Annotated in this window: 13 protein-coding genes; 1 reads left to right on the forward strand and 12 read right to left on the reverse strand. The window is 48.9% G+C overall.

From position 1 onward, the window contains the following. Positions 1–101 precede the first annotated feature (101 nt). The 5 genes from LDN30_RS04805 to rpsF all read right to left on the reverse strand — a co-directional run bounded on the left by LDN30_RS04805 (position 102) and on the right by rpsF (position 4,565). Positions 102–2,264 (reverse strand): alpha-amylase family glycosyl hydrolase, encoded by a 2,163-nt coding sequence (locus LDN30_RS04805; RefSeq protein WP_223925752.1) that lies wholly within the window; start codon positions 2,262–2,264, stop codon positions 102–104. Between the two features lie 16 nt (positions 2,265–2,280). Continuing rightward, on the reverse strand, positions 2,281–3,168 hold the full coding sequence (fabD, locus tag LDN30_RS04810) for an ACP S-malonyltransferase (RefSeq protein WP_223925753.1): 888 nt from the start codon (positions 3,166–3,168) through the stop codon (positions 2,281–2,283). Between the two features lie 189 nt (positions 3,169–3,357). Continuing rightward, a complete protein-coding gene (gene rplI, locus LDN30_RS04815) occupies positions 3,358–3,924 on the reverse strand; it encodes a 50S ribosomal protein L9 (protein ID WP_223925754.1) in 567 nt (188 codons plus the stop codon). A 21-nt stretch (positions 3,925–3,945) separates the two neighbouring features. Further along, the gene (gene rpsR, locus LDN30_RS04820) at positions 3,946–4,218 is read right to left on the reverse strand and encodes a 30S ribosomal protein S18 (protein ID WP_223925755.1); all 273 of its coding nucleotides are present in this window, start codon (positions 4,216–4,218) and stop codon (positions 3,946–3,948) included. A gap of 2 nt (positions 4,219–4,220) precedes the next feature. Beyond that, the gene (gene rpsF / locus LDN30_RS04825) at positions 4,221–4,565 is read right to left on the reverse strand and encodes a 30S ribosomal protein S6 (protein ID WP_223925756.1); all 345 of its coding nucleotides are present in this window, start codon (positions 4,563–4,565) and stop codon (positions 4,221–4,223) included. A 188-nt stretch (positions 4,566–4,753) separates the two neighbouring features. On the opposite strand from rpsF, the gene LDN30_RS04830 reads away from it, so the two are divergent. Further along, the gene (locus LDN30_RS04830; RefSeq protein ID WP_223925757.1) at positions 4,754–4,930 is read left to right on the forward strand and encodes a hypothetical protein; all 177 of its coding nucleotides are present in this window, start codon (positions 4,754–4,756) and stop codon (positions 4,928–4,930) included. A 519-nt stretch (positions 4,931–5,449) separates the two neighbouring features. Here LDN30_RS04830 and LDN30_RS04835 read toward each other — a convergent pair. The 7 genes from LDN30_RS04835 to LDN30_RS04865 all read right to left on the reverse strand — a co-directional run bounded on the left by LDN30_RS04835 (position 5,450) and on the right by LDN30_RS04865 (position 14,930). Beyond that, positions 5,450–6,811: a DNA recombination protein RmuC gene (locus LDN30_RS04835; RefSeq protein ID WP_223928831.1), complete on the reverse strand. Its 1,362-nt coding sequence runs from the start codon at positions 6,809–6,811 to the stop codon at positions 5,450–5,452. A 111-nt stretch (positions 6,812–6,922) separates the two neighbouring features. After that, complete coding sequence (locus LDN30_RS04840; protein ID WP_223925759.1) at positions 6,923–8,383, reverse strand: MFS transporter; 1,461 nt, start codon at positions 8,381–8,383, stop codon at positions 6,923–6,925. Between the two features lie 34 nt (positions 8,384–8,417). Beyond that, entirely contained in the window at positions 8,418–9,389 is a 972-nt protein-coding gene (gene kduI / locus LDN30_RS04845; RefSeq protein WP_223928832.1) for a 5-dehydro-4-deoxy-D-glucuronate isomerase, read from the reverse strand. Between the two features lie 2 nt (positions 9,390–9,391). After that, entirely contained in the window at positions 9,392–10,840 is a 1,449-nt protein-coding gene (locus tag LDN30_RS04850; RefSeq protein ID WP_223928833.1) for a PTS galactitol transporter subunit IIC, read from the reverse strand. Positions 10,841–11,022: 182 nt separating this feature from the next. Then, positions 11,023–13,503 (reverse strand): bifunctional UDP-N-acetylmuramoyl-tripeptide:D-alanyl-D-alanine ligase/alanine racemase, encoded by a 2,481-nt coding sequence (locus tag LDN30_RS04855; protein WP_223928834.1) that lies wholly within the window; start codon positions 13,501–13,503, stop codon positions 11,023–11,025. 154 nt (positions 13,504–13,657) lie between these two features. After that, positions 13,658–14,098 carry a Fur family transcriptional regulator gene (locus tag LDN30_RS04860; RefSeq protein WP_223928835.1) on the reverse strand — a complete coding sequence of 147 codons (441 nt, stop codon included), beginning with the start codon at positions 14,096–14,098 and terminating at the stop codon, positions 13,658–13,660. A gap of 4 nt (positions 14,099–14,102) precedes the next feature. After that, positions 14,103–14,930 carry a GSCFA domain-containing protein gene (locus LDN30_RS04865; protein WP_223928836.1) on the reverse strand — a complete coding sequence of 276 codons (828 nt, stop codon included), beginning with the start codon at positions 14,928–14,930 and terminating at the stop codon, positions 14,103–14,105. Positions 14,931–14,970 lie beyond the last annotated feature (40 nt).

Below are 14,970 nucleotides of genomic sequence, written 5' to 3' on the forward strand. Positions count from 1 at the left end.
TTTATGTGTTCGCGGAGGCTTTTCTTCTTAATGCTGTTGTCGGAATGATATTTCAGCTGGAGGAAAGAAAGCTTTTTTGTGGTTTTCTTCGTCTTTAGCAGCTATTGTATCACCTTGAATCTGATTCTGAAATTGTGGGTCTGCTCATCCCAGTTGGTACCGAGGAGAACGAAACGGCCTATCTGTGATGTCGAACGCACATGCTTTCCGAGACACGGACAGACATCGTAATCGCCTATACGCACAAGTCTTATAGTCTCACTTGCGTCGTCGGGGAGCTTACTAAGCGACACTCCTTCAGGAATGTGATTCCTGTCGACAAACTCATAAGTTACTGGCATGTCGAGCTGAATGAGCCTGTTCATTTCGTCCTCAATCATCTTCTCTTCCTTACGGCTTGGCTTATGATCGACGATGTAGGAAATTTTACTCTTCTTTCGTTCGATATGTGCGTTGTTACTTCGCTGACATCCGAACATCCTTATCATCAGTTGGTTAAGAAGATGCTCCGCTGTGTGGGCCGGAGGGAATTCATCCTTGTTGTGGGTGTTGAGCACATACTGATTGTCGTTCATAATATTGAATTTATAAATTCGTCCGCTGTAAGCTGATACATCGACGGGCAGAGAACCGTCCTTCTTCAAATCGAATCGCTGGGTCTCGCCGCTGAGAAGGTCGATGGCCTCGACCTGCTTTTCAGGTAGATGGAGGAAGTCGAAGGCGTGAACCGGAATCCTTACTTCGCTATGGGCTTCAGAATCAGCGAAATTCACCACAATGAAGAGAACTTCGTTGTGGTACTTGCGCATAAAAGCATATTCGGTCTGGGGAGAGAATATCTCGCTGGAGCCGTTGACATACATAAGGTCGAATGTCTGGCCCTCCGAAATGGCTTTTTCCTTATTTGCAAGACTCAGAATTTTGGCATATTTCTCTTCGAGACGGTGCTCTGTGGGCGTCATTCCCCCTCGATTCCAATAGCCATGATAAAGACTTTCGACGGTCCAATAGTCGAAAATGGTTGTCCGTCCGTCGCGGCCGGAGAATCCTTCTTTGTCCATGGCCCTCTCACCGAATTCCTGTCCGGCATATACCATCATAGGATTGCTCTTGAGCATTGTAGCCACTATCAGTGCAGGAATGCCTTTCATGCCGTTGCCGGCAAAGAAGTCGGAGGCAAGACGCTGTTCGTCATGATTCTCAAGGAAGTAGAGCATGTGACTCCCAATGTCGTCGGTGAGCTGCCATTCGTGCGTTATTGATGATGCAGGACGCTGATGGCAGGTGACGGCACGCAGGCAGTCGTACATTCCTACCTTATCATATAGGTAGTCGAAACCGCTGGCTACGTAGGTCTTATACTGGTTGGTGTCGTAAACTTCGCCTATGAAGATGATGTTGGGGTATATCTGCTTGACGATATTTGTGGCATATTCCCAAAATTCATGCGGCACCATCTCCGCCATATCGCATCTGAATCCGTCAATGCCCTTGCCGGCCCAGAAGAGGAGAATTTCGGTCATCTTCTTCCATGTATTGGGAGTTGGGTCGTAGTGATAGCTGCGTCCGCCCGCATCGGTGTAATCGATGCCGTAGTTCAGCTTCACTGTCTCGTACCAGTCGTTCTGCTGTGGATGGCTGTCGAAACGGTCGTTGCCGGTGCATTTTGCCGGTCTCTCAAAATATTGTTGCTGGGCTCCGACAGTCGGATGTTGGCTATTGAATCCGCTTGTGTCAAGCGTTTCGCCCGGGCAATAGTAGAAGTTGTTCTGTGGGTCGAAGTGTTTCCCGGTGTCGTCGCTCTCGCCAAGGTCCTCAATATCAGCTGGTTTACAGATGCTGTGGTATTGACGTGCTACGTGATTCGGCACGAAATCGATGATGACCTTTAGTCCGGCATCGTGTGTTCTGGCAACGAGCGCCTCAAACTCCGACATCCTGTCGGGGACTGAAACGGCCAGGTCGGGGTCTACATCATAATAGTCGACGATGGCATAGGGCGAGCCTGCTATTCCCTTGACAACCTGCGGATTCTGGCTTGGAATGCCGAACTGGGTGTAGTCGGTGTCAGTGGCATGCCGGATTATTCCGGTGTACCATACGTGGGTGATGCCCAACCGACGCATTTGGCGCAGTTGGGCACTCTGGATGTCGTTCATCTTCCCCACGCCGTTCTCCGCAAGTGTGCCCCATTCCTTACGGGTGGTCTTGCGGTTGCCGAACAGACGTGTGAAGATCTGATATATGATAATCTTTGTTTTCACGTAAAGAAATCAATTCTTATTGAATTCCGTGAGCGTTGACAGAACGGTCTATGCGGCGAATCATTCCCTGAAGAGCGTGGCCAGGACCGCACTCTACGAATTCGTCGGCACCATCGGCAATCATGTTCTGTACGCTCTTTGTCCAGCGCACGCTTGATGTAAGCTGCGCGATGAGATTGGATTTGATTTCGGCTGGATCGGTGTGTGGCTTAGCGTCAACGTTCTGATAGACAGGGCACTTAGGCTCGTGGAAGTCGGTAGCCTCGATAGCCTTCTGAAGTTCGTCCTTTGCCAACTGCATGAACGGTGAGTGGAATGCACCTCCTACGGCCAGAGGCAGAGCTCGCTTGGCACCTGCCTCAGTGAGTTTTTCGCAGGCTGTCTTGATGCCTTCCTTCGAACCGGAGATTACCAGCTGCCCCGGGCAGTTGTAGTTGGCCGGAACGACGACTTCGCCATTGTCCGAAATCTCCTTGCAGATCTTCTCTATGGTCTCATCAGGGAGTCCGATGATTGCAGCCATTGTTCCGGGATTCTTTTCGCAAGCGCGCTGCATGGCATTTGCACGGGCAGCAACAAGTTTTAAGCCATCCTCGAAATTGATTGCTCCGGCAGCAACCAGTGCTGAGAACTCGCCGAGCGAATGGCCTGCAGCCATATCGGGTTTGAACTCATCGCCGAGGCAAAGTGCTGAGATTACGCTGTGAAGGAAGACTGCCGGCTGGGTTACCTTGGTTTCCTTGAGCTGCTCATCGGTGCCTGCGAACATGATGTCGGTAATCTTGAAGCCAAGAACTTCATCAGCCTTGTCGAAGAGTTCTTTTGCTAACGGATTATTGTCGTACAGGTCTTTACCCATACCTACGAACTGTGATCCCTGTCCTGGGAAAACGAATGCTTTCATATTAATTCTTTTTTGAAATTTGCTTTGTTTCTATTTTGCAAAGATACAACAAATTGAACACATTGCAAAACGATTTTCGTATTACTGTTTAACTTTGCAAAAAAAAATCCCGGTCAAACTCATTTTAGAGCGACCGGGATTATTATTTGTATTCTCTTTTCATTTGGCTGCTATTGCGCCAAAGAATGATTATGCCTCTGCAGGAGCCTCTTCCTCTGCGGTTGCGTTCTCCTCTTCAGCTGTCTCCTCTGCTGGAGCAGCCTCGGCTGTTGCCTCTTCTGTTGCCTCCTCTTCCTCAGCAGGCTGCTTTGGCTCGTCCTCTGCAACGACTGTTACAGGGAGCTTAACCTCAACATCCTTGAAGAAGTGAACGGTAGCCTCGAATGTACCAACCTTCTTGATGTCGTGCATTGTGATGATCTTGCGGTCAATCTCAATGCCTTTCTTCTGCAGCTCCTCAGCAACGATGTTAGCGTTGACTGATCCGTAGGTGACACCAGTAGCCGAAACCTTTGCCGGGATGACGAGCTCAACACCCTCAAGCTGGGCAGCTCTCTTCTCAGCCTCAGCCTTAGCTGCTGCTATCTTTGCGGCCTGCTGCTTCATGTCCTCAGCTAACTGCTTCTTTGCCGATGCAGAAGCGATGATGCCTTTGCCGGTAGGAATCAGATAGTTGCGGCCATAACCGTTCTTAACATTGACAATCTCGTTCTTGTATCCGAGACCGATGATATCTTCTTTCAGTATAATTTCCATAATTCTTGCCTCCTCTTTAAATTACTTCATCATGTCGGTTACGTATGGAAGCAGTGCAATCTGGCGTGCGCGCTTTACAGCCTGTGCAACACGACGCTGATACTTCAGCGATGTTCCGGTGATGCGACGAGGAAGAATCTTGCCCTGCTCGTTGAGGAATTTCTTCAGGAACTCAGGGTCCTTGTAGTCGATGTACTTTATTCCACTCTTCTTGAAACGACAGTACTTCTTCTTGCGTGTGTCGATAGAAGGAGCGGTAAGATAACGGATTTCACTCTTTTTCTGCTCAGCCATGATTATGCCTCCTTTTTGCTTGCAAGCTTGTTACGACGCTTCTCAGCATACTGAGCTGCGTACTTGTCGAGCTTGACGGTGATGAAACGAATTACTCTCTCGTCACGACGGAATCCTGTCTCGAGAGTGTTAACAACTGATGGTTCTGCCTTGAACTCCAACAGATTGTAGAAGCCTGAAGACTTCTTCTGGATGTTGTAAGCCAACTTCTTCAGACCCCAAGCCTCTTCGTTCAAGATCTCAGCACCATTGTCGGTGAGCAGTTTCTTGAATTTAGCGACCGTTTCCTTTGCCTGAACATCAGACAAAACGGGAGTCAAAATGAAAACGGTTTCGTATTGATTCATACTACTTTTGATTGTAATTAATAATTTATTTCTTGCGCTTTTCAAAAACGCGGTGCAAAGGTACTCATTTTTTGTGAGTTAACGGTATGTCATAGCTTATAGACTTTTCTGTTTTAACAAAATTTATAGATTTACTCGTCTTTATTTGCGTTGTTTCCATTATCTTTGCCGCCGATTTACTATAAGTTATGAAACAGATTCTCGATTATATTGGTATCATTCTTATTGTTGTCGGTGTCGTTCTTTTTGCCGTCGACTATTTCTTTAAGTGCAATAGTAATTTGCTTTTGCTGTCAGCACTGGGCTGCGTGTTATTGGGAGTAGTGGGACAAATTTGGTCGATGAAGCGCGCTGGAGAGCAGTAAAATCCTCTTTCTCTATGAGGTTTAAAGTTTCCTATGGGTGCTGAGATTCATCTGTAGAAAATGTTTCTTCTTAGCAGTTCTTACTGTTCTAAATGAACAGCACTACGACAATCCATTGCTGAAATATATTTACACCATTCCAATATGTATCATTTCTGCTTGCAAAACGGTCCATTTCAGCTTGCGAAACGGTCCGTTTGGCATCCTAAAACGGGCCGTTTTGCAACGCAAAATGATATGTATTAGTAACCTGTTGATAGTCAACATCGTACAAAGTTGGTGTGAAGAACGGCCTGATGTGAATTATTTTTACAACACGTTACCGATATTATCTTATTGCTCCATGCCTCTATATAATAATGCTGGCTAATGTAAGAACTATAGTCGTAAGCATTAGGGATTGGTGACTGTCTCTGTTGGACGTTGGATGTAACGATGTTCCAAGGTAGCAAAAAGAGCAATTATGTTATGTAAGTCATAATTTTAAAGATTGAGTCGTAGCCGTGTGGTAGTATTTACTCACCCCTGAAGGCTGTCGGGAATCTCCTTTTTAGGGTTTATTCCGAGAGTTTTCAGGTTGTCCAACCGCCTGATAATGTTTCCTTTGCCGCTGTTCAGCTGTCCCCGGCTTTTCTCGTAATCATTGTGAAGGCGCTCAATATCGGTGCCGATGCTTGCGTAAACATTGGCGAAAGTGCAGAATTTGTCGTACAATTCATTTGACTGCCGCAGTATTTCTTCCACGTTTTTGTTCATTCTGTAGTTCTGCCACATGGTGTGAGTCAACTGTAAAGCCATCAGCAGATTAGACGGACTCAGAACGATGATGTGCTTTCGGTATGCATATTGCAGTATGCCCGGTTCCGTCTTCAATGCTGCCGCGTATCCGCTCTCGTAAGGTATGAACATCAGAACATAGCCGATGCATCCTGGAACAATCTTGTCATAATTGACGGCAGAGAGTTCGTCGATGTGCTTTTTCACCGATTTTACATGCTCTTTCATCAGTTTTTCGCCTTCGCTCTCGTCTTGGGCTTGCAATGCCTCGTGATATGCTGTAAGCGAAACTTTTGAGTCGATGACCGCGCGTTCACCGTTAGGAAACTCCACGATGGCATCCGGACGGTAGTTGTTGCCGTCGTTGCCCTTGAAATTTTGCTGCAAGAAATACTGTTTATTCTTTTCCAGACCACAGTCATCGAGCGTTTTTTCAAGAATCATTTCTCCCCAGTCGCCCTGCGTTTTCGAGTCGCCTTTGAGCGCTTTGCTAAGTGCTTGAGCGTCGTTGCCGATTTTTTCGGTCTGCTCTTTCAGCTCGCGCACAGCCATATCCTGCATCTCGCGCATGTTCTTAACTGTCTGTTCCTGCTCGTCATGAATCTTTTTTATAGCATCCTCGAAGACCGTTTTTATCTCTGTCTTGTTGGCGGTACCCTCTTTCGTTGACGCAGTGATGTTCTTGTTGAACGATTCTATCTGATCTTTAAGAGGGGAGAGCAGAGCGTCAATCTTCTCTTTGTTCTCAGAAGTCAGTTGCTGCTTCGATTCGCTCAGCATTTTTGTCGCTATGTTCAGTACCTCCTGGCGCACAGCTTTTGCAGATGCGTCGTATTGCCGTTGCTGCTCTTGTCGCAGCGACTCGGCATGGTCTCTCTCGGCGTTCAACTTCTCTGTTGCGGCCTTACGCTCCGACTCCAAAAGTGTCTGTGCCACAGTGATTTTCTGTTGCAGTGCTGCTTTTTCAGCCTGGAATTGAGCTTGTTGCTTACTGATATTGGCCTCATAGTCTTTTCCTGTTTTGTTGATTTTGTTATTCATTGTCAGAAAAACGACCAAGGCACCTATTGCAATGCCGATGAGAAGAAAAAGTAGTGTCTCCATAATTGCATTTTATTATTCGGCAAAGATATAAAAAAAGAGTGGACTCCGAAAGAATCCACTCCAAAATATTTTGTATATTCTTGTTGGCCGACCCTCGCGGGCGGGTTTTTCTTATTCAACAACGATAGGTTTGTACTTCGGAACGAGCATCTTCATTATGCACCAGCCTATGAGATAGGCCACAGCGCAGATACAGAAGACAATCATGTATCCGGCAGGCTTGCCGTCGAAACCCATGAAAGAGAAGGCATCGCCCTTATTTTCGGCATAGGTGAAGAGCAGTCCTGAGCCCTTGTTGATGAGGAAGGAACCCACACCTCCTGCCATTGCTCCTATTCCAGTGATTGTAGCGATGGTCGATTTTGGGAACATATCACCGATAGTGCTGTACAGATTGGCCGACCAAGCCTGATGACCTGCACCGAGCAGACCGATGATAATTGCTGGCCACCAAGGACTTATCTGTCCCATTGGCTGCGCGAGCAGACCAAGGAGTGGGAAGCAAGCGAAGATAAGCATAGCTCTCATGCGTCCGAGATAAGGGTTCATACCGAGTTTATCGACGAAATAAGTTGGCAGATAGCCACCGAAGATGCTCAGTACCGTCACTATAGCATAAAGTGTAAAGATGAGCGCAATAGCCTGAGGTGAGTCGGAGGCGTAACCGTACTGGTCGGAGAAATATGCCGGAGCCCAGAAGAGGAAGAACCACCAAACGCCGTCGGTAAGGAACTTTCCTGTTATGAACGACCACGTCTGACGGAATGTGAAGCACTTCAGGAATCCGATGGTAGGCTGTTCAGAATCCTCTTTCTCAGCTTCTTCCTTTGGATCGGCCTCTTTGTCGTCCTGCTCGATATATGCGAGCTCGGCCTCATTTACGTGCTTGTTCTTTGCTGGTTTGTCGTAGAGCAGTACCCAGAATCCCATCCAGATGTAACCAAGCACACCGATGATGACGAAAGCCATTTCCCATCCTAAGGCACGTGCTATCAATGGGATTGTTGCCGGAGCAGCCAATGCACCTATCGATGCACCGCTATTGAAGATAGAAGTAGCGAAAGCGCGGTCCTTCTTTGGGAAGTACTCTGCAGTCACCTTTATGGCAGCAGGGAAGTTTCCGGCCTCACCAACGGCAAGGATGAGTCGGCATGAGAGGAACAGGTAGACGCTTACGGTCGATATTGCCACGGCTGCGTCGCTTCCGGCCTGTACGAGGCGGAGAGCCTCGATGTTGGGATAGCCCTCAATCCACATTGCCACCTCGCCACAGCAAGCGTGCAGCACAGCGCCTGTCGACCACACGCCGATGGCAATAAGGTAGCCTTTCTTCGTGCCCATCCAGTCGATGAACTTACCCGCAAAGAGGTTTGCGATGGCGTAGAAGATGGAGAACCATCCTGTTATTGTTCCATAATCGTTATCAGTCCAGTGGAATTCAGGAGAGATAAAGTCTTTCCATGTTAGCGAAAGAACCTGCCGGTCGAGATAGTTGACTGTTGTTGCGATGAACAGCAGAGCGCATATCACCCACCGGAAGTTCGACATTTTTGCAGTTTTAATAGTAGACATTCTTTGTTTGTTAGTTTATCAGTTTTTTAAGTGTTTATTTCAGTTCTGGTATTGGTACCACCTGCATGTCGGTGTATACGAGATTCTCGCCCGCCATACCCCAGATGAAGGTATAGTTGCTTGTTCCTGCTGCACAGTGGATTGACCATTGCGGAGAGATGACAGCCTGTTCGTTGTTCATCCATATAGGCCGTGTCTCTTGTGGCTCGCCCATGACGTGCAGAATTTTCTGGCCTTTCGGAACCTTGTAGTACATATATGCCTCCATACGGCGCAGGTGTGTGTGGGCAGGCATAGTGTTCCAGACCGATCCCGGCTTCAATTCTGTGATTCCCATCTGTAGCTGGCATGTGCGCACACCGGCCACACCGTCGATAATCATCTGATGGATAACGCGGTCGTTGCTTTCTTCCATCTTTCCGGCCTTGATGTTGTTGGCCTCCTTCATGGTTACCTTTTTAGTAGGATATGTAGTCTGCGCGCATGCAGAATTGAGGTAGAATTTGGCTGGTTCAGCCGCATTCTTACTTGCTACGGTTATCTCTTTTGCTCCGCGACCGATGTAAAGTGCATCCTGAAAACCGAGAGAGTATGTCTTTCCGTCTACGGTTACCGTTCCCTCACCACCGATATTGATGATTCCGAGTTCCCTGTTATCGAGGAGGTTACGTCCGCTTGTGCCCTTGCTTTCGTCGACATACAGCGGTGCTATCGATGTCAGTTTCAAGGGTGTTGCCGTTGGTTCGGCACCACCAATTAGGAAACGGTCGTACATGGTGTATGTCCAGTTGACCTCACCGGGAGCGAATACCTTCTCGATGAGATACTCCTTGCGCAGACGGTCGGTAGTATAATGTTTTGCGTCCTCGGGGCCCGTGGCCCACCGTACATTATAATATGTGTAAGCGTTTTCAGCTTTTACCTCGTAACCTTTGAAGTTGCATTGAGCGTTTCCGGCTATTGTAGCCATGAACAATGCTGCTATAAAAAATATTTTCTTTCTCATAATTATTTCGTTTTTTGTTCGTCCTTAACAATTTCGCGGTGGTTGAGGTACATCATTGCAGCGGTAATGACCACAAGAATGCCAGCTCCAATCCACTTAATGTATTTCACAGCCGCATATATGCAGTATCCTATGAGTGATGATGCAAAGTCCATGCTTCCGGCCATGAATCCGTCGGGCACATGCGATGCCTTGTCCTTTGTGAGCTCATAGACCCTGTTTGCCGCACTCGTGAAGTCGGGAGCCATATCGGTGATGAACCACAATCCTACGATAAGGGCCACGAGTCCGATGATGAAAGTCTTGATGACATTGCCTTTTGTATACGGCAGCATCATCGGGAAGAGATAGAACAGTCCGGCCAGCGACGCCAAAGGCAGGAATTGGTTGCCGGGCAGTACGACAGAAACCACTATGTATGTAGGTATCAGCAGCAGGGTGCAAACAAGCGATGTGGAATGGCCGATGACCAGTGCCGGGCTCATACCGATATGAACTTTCTTGCCGTGGAACTTCTTGTCTACCAGTTCCTTAGTCTTATCTGATATAGGCATCAGTCCGTCGATGAACAGTTTTGTGATTCGAGGGATAAGTTCCATGACTGCACCCATTGTGACACCGAGGAAGAGAATATCCTTTGCTATTTTCATTACGCCGTCGGTGGTTGTTGCAGCGGGCTGTGTCTCATGCAATTTAGCCATGAAAGCGTCGAAATTGGAGAAATCGCTGACGTGGGCAACAGCCGCAATGATGGCTCCTACGATTACACCGAGGACTATAGGCTCACCGAGCACTCCGAATTTCTTTTTCAGTCCGTCGGCATCGATGTCGAGTTTGTTGAATCCCGGAATCTTGTCGAGAACCCAGTTTATGCACAATGTGAACGGCACAAAGCTCTGGCAGAATGGCTGTGGAATGGATATTCCCGGTAGGCTGTAGAAATTCTGAAACTTGTCGGCGGTCATATCGGCCATCACCAGAGTGAAGATGTAGCAGATGATGGCAGCGAAATAGCCCCAAGCGAGGTTCTCACCGGTCAGAAAGTAAACCACGGCCCCGATGAAAGCGAAGTGCCAGTAGTTCCAAAGGTCGATATTGACTGTTCGCGTTGTCTTAGTGATGAGCATCAGGAAGTTGATGCCCAGACAAACGGGGATTATCAGTGCGCCCACAGCAGTGTTGTAAGCCACGCTGGCAGCTGCCGGCCATCCCATGTCGAAGACGCTGAGGTTGAGGTTGAAAATGTCCTCAATAGATTTCAGAGGAGTCTGGAAGTTGTCTGTAAGGAGGGCTGTCACAATTCCGAGTCCTACGAAACCGACACCCACGAAGAGTCCCGACTTCAGTGCCTTACCAAAGTTCATGCCAATGCACAATCCTATGATTGTGAAGATGATAGGCATCATCACTGAGGCTCCGAAACTGATGATGTAACTAAATACTTGTTCCATTAAATGTTACCTTTTGATTCGTTTTAAGCAGGTTTAGTTTGATTTCGATAATCTGGTTGCAAAGATAATAAAAAAAGTTGAATGTTGAACGTCAGAATAAGATTTTTTAAAGAACAGAAACAAATAATGCATCTGTTCTTTAATTATTCCTTGCTCTGACATCCAACAGTCAACGGCGCGCGTCAGTCTTGGAAGTAAACCCTCTTTACGCGGTTGGAAATAGTTGTGAGTACCTCATAAGGTATCGTATCAAGAGCATCGCTGAGCACTGTCACGGGGAGGTCGTCGCCGAAGATTTCGACGGAATCACCTTCCTTACAGTCGATTCCCGTAACGTCGATCATTGCTACGTCCATGCAGATATTGCCCACATACTCAGCCTTCTGTCCGTTGACGAGGCAGTAGCAGTGGCGGTTGCCGAGGTGACGGTTGAGTCCGTCGGCGTAACCTATTGGTATTGCAGCGATTACGCTGTCGTGATCAATCTTTCCTTTACGGCTGTATCCCACTGTATCGCCCTTAGGAACGTTGCGCATTTGGAGGATAGTGGTGCGCAGGGTCGATACATTATTAATAATGTGGTTGTTCCGGCTGTCAATGCCGTAGAGTCCGAGTCCGAGCCGACACATATCCAATTGTCTCTCAGGGAAATGCTCTATGCCCGCCGAATTGTCGATATGACGCAGAATCTTGTGCTTGAACGCACTCTGCAATTTCTTGCTTGCGTTGTCGAATAGTGCAAACTGCTTGGCCGAGAAGTCGTCGAAATCGTCGCTGTCGGAGCCAACGAAGTGGCTGAATACCGAGCGCGGTATGATGGCATTCTGATGTTTCAGTCGGTCGATGAGCTCGTCGATATCCTTTTCGGGGTCGAATCCCAGACGGTGCATGCCGGTGTCGAGCTTGATATGTACGGGGAATCCTGTTATGCCCTCTTTCCGTGCGGCAGCGACGAGAGCATCGAGCAGTCGGAAAGAGTAGACTTCCGGTTCAAGATCGTAGTCGAACATCGTCTTGAAAGCCGACATTTCAGGGTTCATAATCATGATGTTCGACGTTATGCCGTTGCGTCGGAGCGTCACGCCCTCATCGGCCACAGCCACAGCGAGGTAGTCGACACGATGGTCCTGGAGCGTCTTGGCTATCTCAACGGCTCCGGCACCGTAGGCATCGGCCTTGATCATGCACACGAGCTTTGTTGTCGGTTTCATGAAAGAGCGGTACCAGTTGAGGTTCTTGACGACGGCACCTAAGTTCACTTCGAGAACCGTCTCGTGGACTTTCTGTACGAGAAGCTCCGTTAGACGGTCGAAACCGAATGTCCTTGCGCCTTTCAGAAGGATTACCTCATTGCTGAGGGCACCGAATTCCGGACTATGGATGAACTCGTCGACGCTCTTGAAGAAGCTTTTTTCGTCGATATTGTCGAATTGCGCGGCGTTATTCTGTAGATGTTCGCCGATTCCGATAAACTTCTTTATTCCGCGCTGTACGCACAAATCGTCGACTTCGTGATATAGTTTCTCGTCGGTGAGCCCGCTCTGGTATATGTCGCTGAGGATGAGCGTGCGCTTACGGCCCTTGTGGTCGGGGCGTCGGCTCATGAAGTCGAGGGCTATGTCGAGCGAGTTGATATCCGAATTGTACGAGTCGTTTATCAGTGTGCACCCGTGCTGTCCCTCTTTCACCTCGAGGCGCATGGCCACCGGCTCAAGTTTAGCCATCCTTTCGGCCAACTGTTCGGTGGTGATGCCGAGATAGAGAGCGGCAATGGCACTGACGATAGAATTTGTGACGCTTGCCTCATCAATGAACGGAATAGAGTAGCTACCCTCGGTCTTTCCGTTGTAAACGTATGTTACAGTGGTAGTTACGTCTTTCTTCTCAATTAATTTTACGAAGAAAGCGGCTTTGTTGTTCTTCACCGACCATGCCAACTGCTCGCCGTGATAAGCGAATTCCGACATACAGCGGTTGACGAGCTCATCGTCCTGACAGTAGACGACGGCCTGAGTGTCGTGGAAGAGAGTCAGTTTCTCCTTGCATTTTGCGGCCATCGACGGGAAATTCTCCTGGTGTGCCGACCCGAGATTTGTCAGGATGCCGATAGTCGGTTGAATGATATCGCGCAGGGCCTGCATCTCTCCCGGCTGTGAGATTCCGGCTTCGAACACACCCACCTGCGTCTGCTCGTTCATGAGCCACACGCTCAGCGGCACTCCCACCTGCGAGTTGTAGCTTCGCGGCGACCGCGTGACGACCATTGACGGAGAGAGAAGCTGGTATAGCCACTCCTTAACCATGGTCTTGCCGTTAGAGCCCGTGATTCCGACAACTGGAATATCGAACTCGTCGCGGTGGCGCTCGGCGAGGCGCTGCAGGGCCTCGAGCGTTCCCACAACCTTCAGGAAGTTTGAGTTGGGATATCTTTCCTCCCATTTTTCGGGAAGCTGCTCCACTACGAAGTTGCGTACTCCACGGCGGTAGAGGTCGTCGATGTATTTATGACCGTCGTTGCGTTCTGACTTCAGGGCGAAGAAAAGAGTCTCCTCGGGGAAACACAGTGAGCGAGAGTCGGTTAACAGGAATCCGATGCTGGCCTCAGCATTGCCGAACCGACGGGCTCCGATAAGGGTGGTTACTTTTTCGATAGTATAGTTCATTGCAATGATTTATTATTTGAATGCAAAGGTAGTTCAAACGAGCGAGAAATCAAAAAAATAGAATGAATTTTAATTCTTTTAGCGTCTTATAATGCATTCCGCAGTCTGCAGCAAGTCATTTCAAGGACTCTTCGTATCCTTAAAAGTGCACAGGCTATGCCTTTGTCGACTGCCGTAGGGCTCTCTTCCGGGCACAGTCGGGGCACAGTCCTTTTATCATGTAGTTGATGCTTTCCATCTCGAACCCGCTCGGAATGTCGACTGATGGTATGGGCGTGCCGTAGAGACAGAACGTACGGTGACACTCCTCGCAGTAGAAGTGGACGTGCATGTCCTCGTCCTTGTCGGGATTATGGCTCGTGCAGAGTTCATATTTCACCATTCCGTCGCCGTCCTCAATGGCGTGGACGAGGTGGTGGGCCTTGAAGAGCATCAGCGTGCGGAAGATTCCCGACTTGTCGATGGTCCTTATCTGCCGTTCCAGTTCCACCATTGACATCGGTTGCCGCTCCGCTTTCAGGGCCTTGGCTATGACTATGCGGTTGGCCGTAGGCTTGATGCCGTGCAGGGTGAGTAGTGTCTCTTCTGTATTCATCGGTTTATTTCCTTCTGTATTTCTTGTTTATATCCTCGATGCGCTGCCGTGTCCGTGTCATAAACGCTTTATATTCAGCCGACTCTGGGTTAAATGGACGGTGTCCGAGGGCCTCTTTTATCGGTTTCCATTCATCGAGAAAATGCTTTGCCTCGTCCGAGAAAGCCACACCTACGAATCTCTCCCAGATGTATTCTACGGCCACCGCCGACGGGTGGAGCATGTCGGCGTTGTAGAATCTGTAGTCGCGGAGCTCGTCGTTGACAATCTCGTAGGCCGGAAAATAGTACACACCGCAGTCGCTGACGAGGCGGTCGGCGGCCATGAGCAGTACCGACTTCGACAGCTGGCTGCCGTGGTAGCCGTATTTCCGGTAGCGTATCGGACTGACGGTGACCACGATATTCATGTCGCTGTTTATTGTCCGTAGTCCTTCGACGGCCTTGCGCAGGTAGCCGTAGCACTCGTCGATGGTCAGCACCCGCTCGGTGAAGAGCCTCTGCGGGCGCTTCCGGCAGTTGTCAACAATCTCGCCCGTGGCATTCTCGATATATACGTGGTTGGTGCCAAGGGTGATAATGGCCGTCGATGGGACGAATTCGCCCTTGTCGTCACCTTCCGGACGCTCGCCTGCAAGCAACCGGTCGACGGTGTGGAGGATGCTGGCGGGATTGTACATTACGCCGAAAGGATTGACGACGGTATCGAAATGTTCGTCGCTGAAACGCTTGCCGATATTGTCGGCGAAACACGACCCTACGAAGAGCATCGGCTCCATAGGACGTATCTCGAACTCCGGCCGTGGTATGTCTACTATCGTTCTGAATTCCATATCATCGACAAAGGTAGCTCAAACCTCCGACACTGCAAAA

This window comes from Prevotella lacticifex (assembly GCF_019973375.1).
GTDB lineage: Bacteria > Bacteroidota > Bacteroidia > Bacteroidales > Bacteroidaceae > Prevotella > Prevotella lacticifex.

Excerpts from the sequence above, each read along its gene's own strand:
- fabD (WP_223925753.1), bottom strand. The coding sequence starts at position 3,168 with ATGAAAGCATTCGTTTTCCCAGGACAGGGATCACAGTTCGTAGGTATG.
- rplI (WP_223925754.1), bottom strand. The coding sequence starts at position 3,924 with ATGGAAATTATACTGAAAGAAGATATCATCGGTCTCGGATACAAGAAC.
- rpsR (WP_223925755.1), bottom strand. The coding sequence starts at position 4,218 with ATGGCTGAGCAGAAAAAGAGTGAAATCCGTTATCTTACCGCTCCTTCT.
- rpsF (WP_223925756.1), bottom strand. The coding sequence starts at position 4,565 with ATGAATCAATACGAAACCGTTTTCATTTTGACTCCCGTTTTGTCTGAT.
- LDN30_RS04830 (WP_223925757.1), top strand. The coding sequence starts at position 4,754 with ATGAAACAGATTCTCGATTATATTGGTATCATTCTTATTGTTGTCGGT.
- LDN30_RS04835 (WP_223928831.1), bottom strand. The coding sequence starts at position 6,811 with ATGGAGACACTACTTTTTCTTCTCATCGGCATTGCAATAGGTGCCTTG.
- LDN30_RS04840 (WP_223925759.1), bottom strand. The coding sequence starts at position 8,383 with ATGTCTACTATTAAAACTGCAAAAATGTCGAACTTCCGGTGGGTGATA.
- kduI (WP_223928832.1), bottom strand. The coding sequence starts at position 9,389 with ATGAGAAAGAAAATATTTTTTATAGCAGCATTGTTCATGGCTACAATA.
- LDN30_RS04850 (WP_223928833.1), bottom strand. The coding sequence starts at position 10,840 with ATGGAACAAGTATTTAGTTACATCATCAGTTTCGGAGCCTCAGTGATG.
- LDN30_RS04855 (WP_223928834.1), bottom strand. The coding sequence starts at position 13,503 with ATGAACTATACTATCGAAAAAGTAACCACCCTTATCGGAGCCCGTCGG.
- LDN30_RS04860 (WP_223928835.1), bottom strand. The coding sequence starts at position 14,098 with ATGAATACAGAAGAGACACTACTCACCCTGCACGGCATCAAGCCTACG.
- LDN30_RS04865 (WP_223928836.1), bottom strand. The coding sequence starts at position 14,930 with ATGGAATTCAGAACGATAGTAGACATACCACGGCCGGAGTTCGAGATA.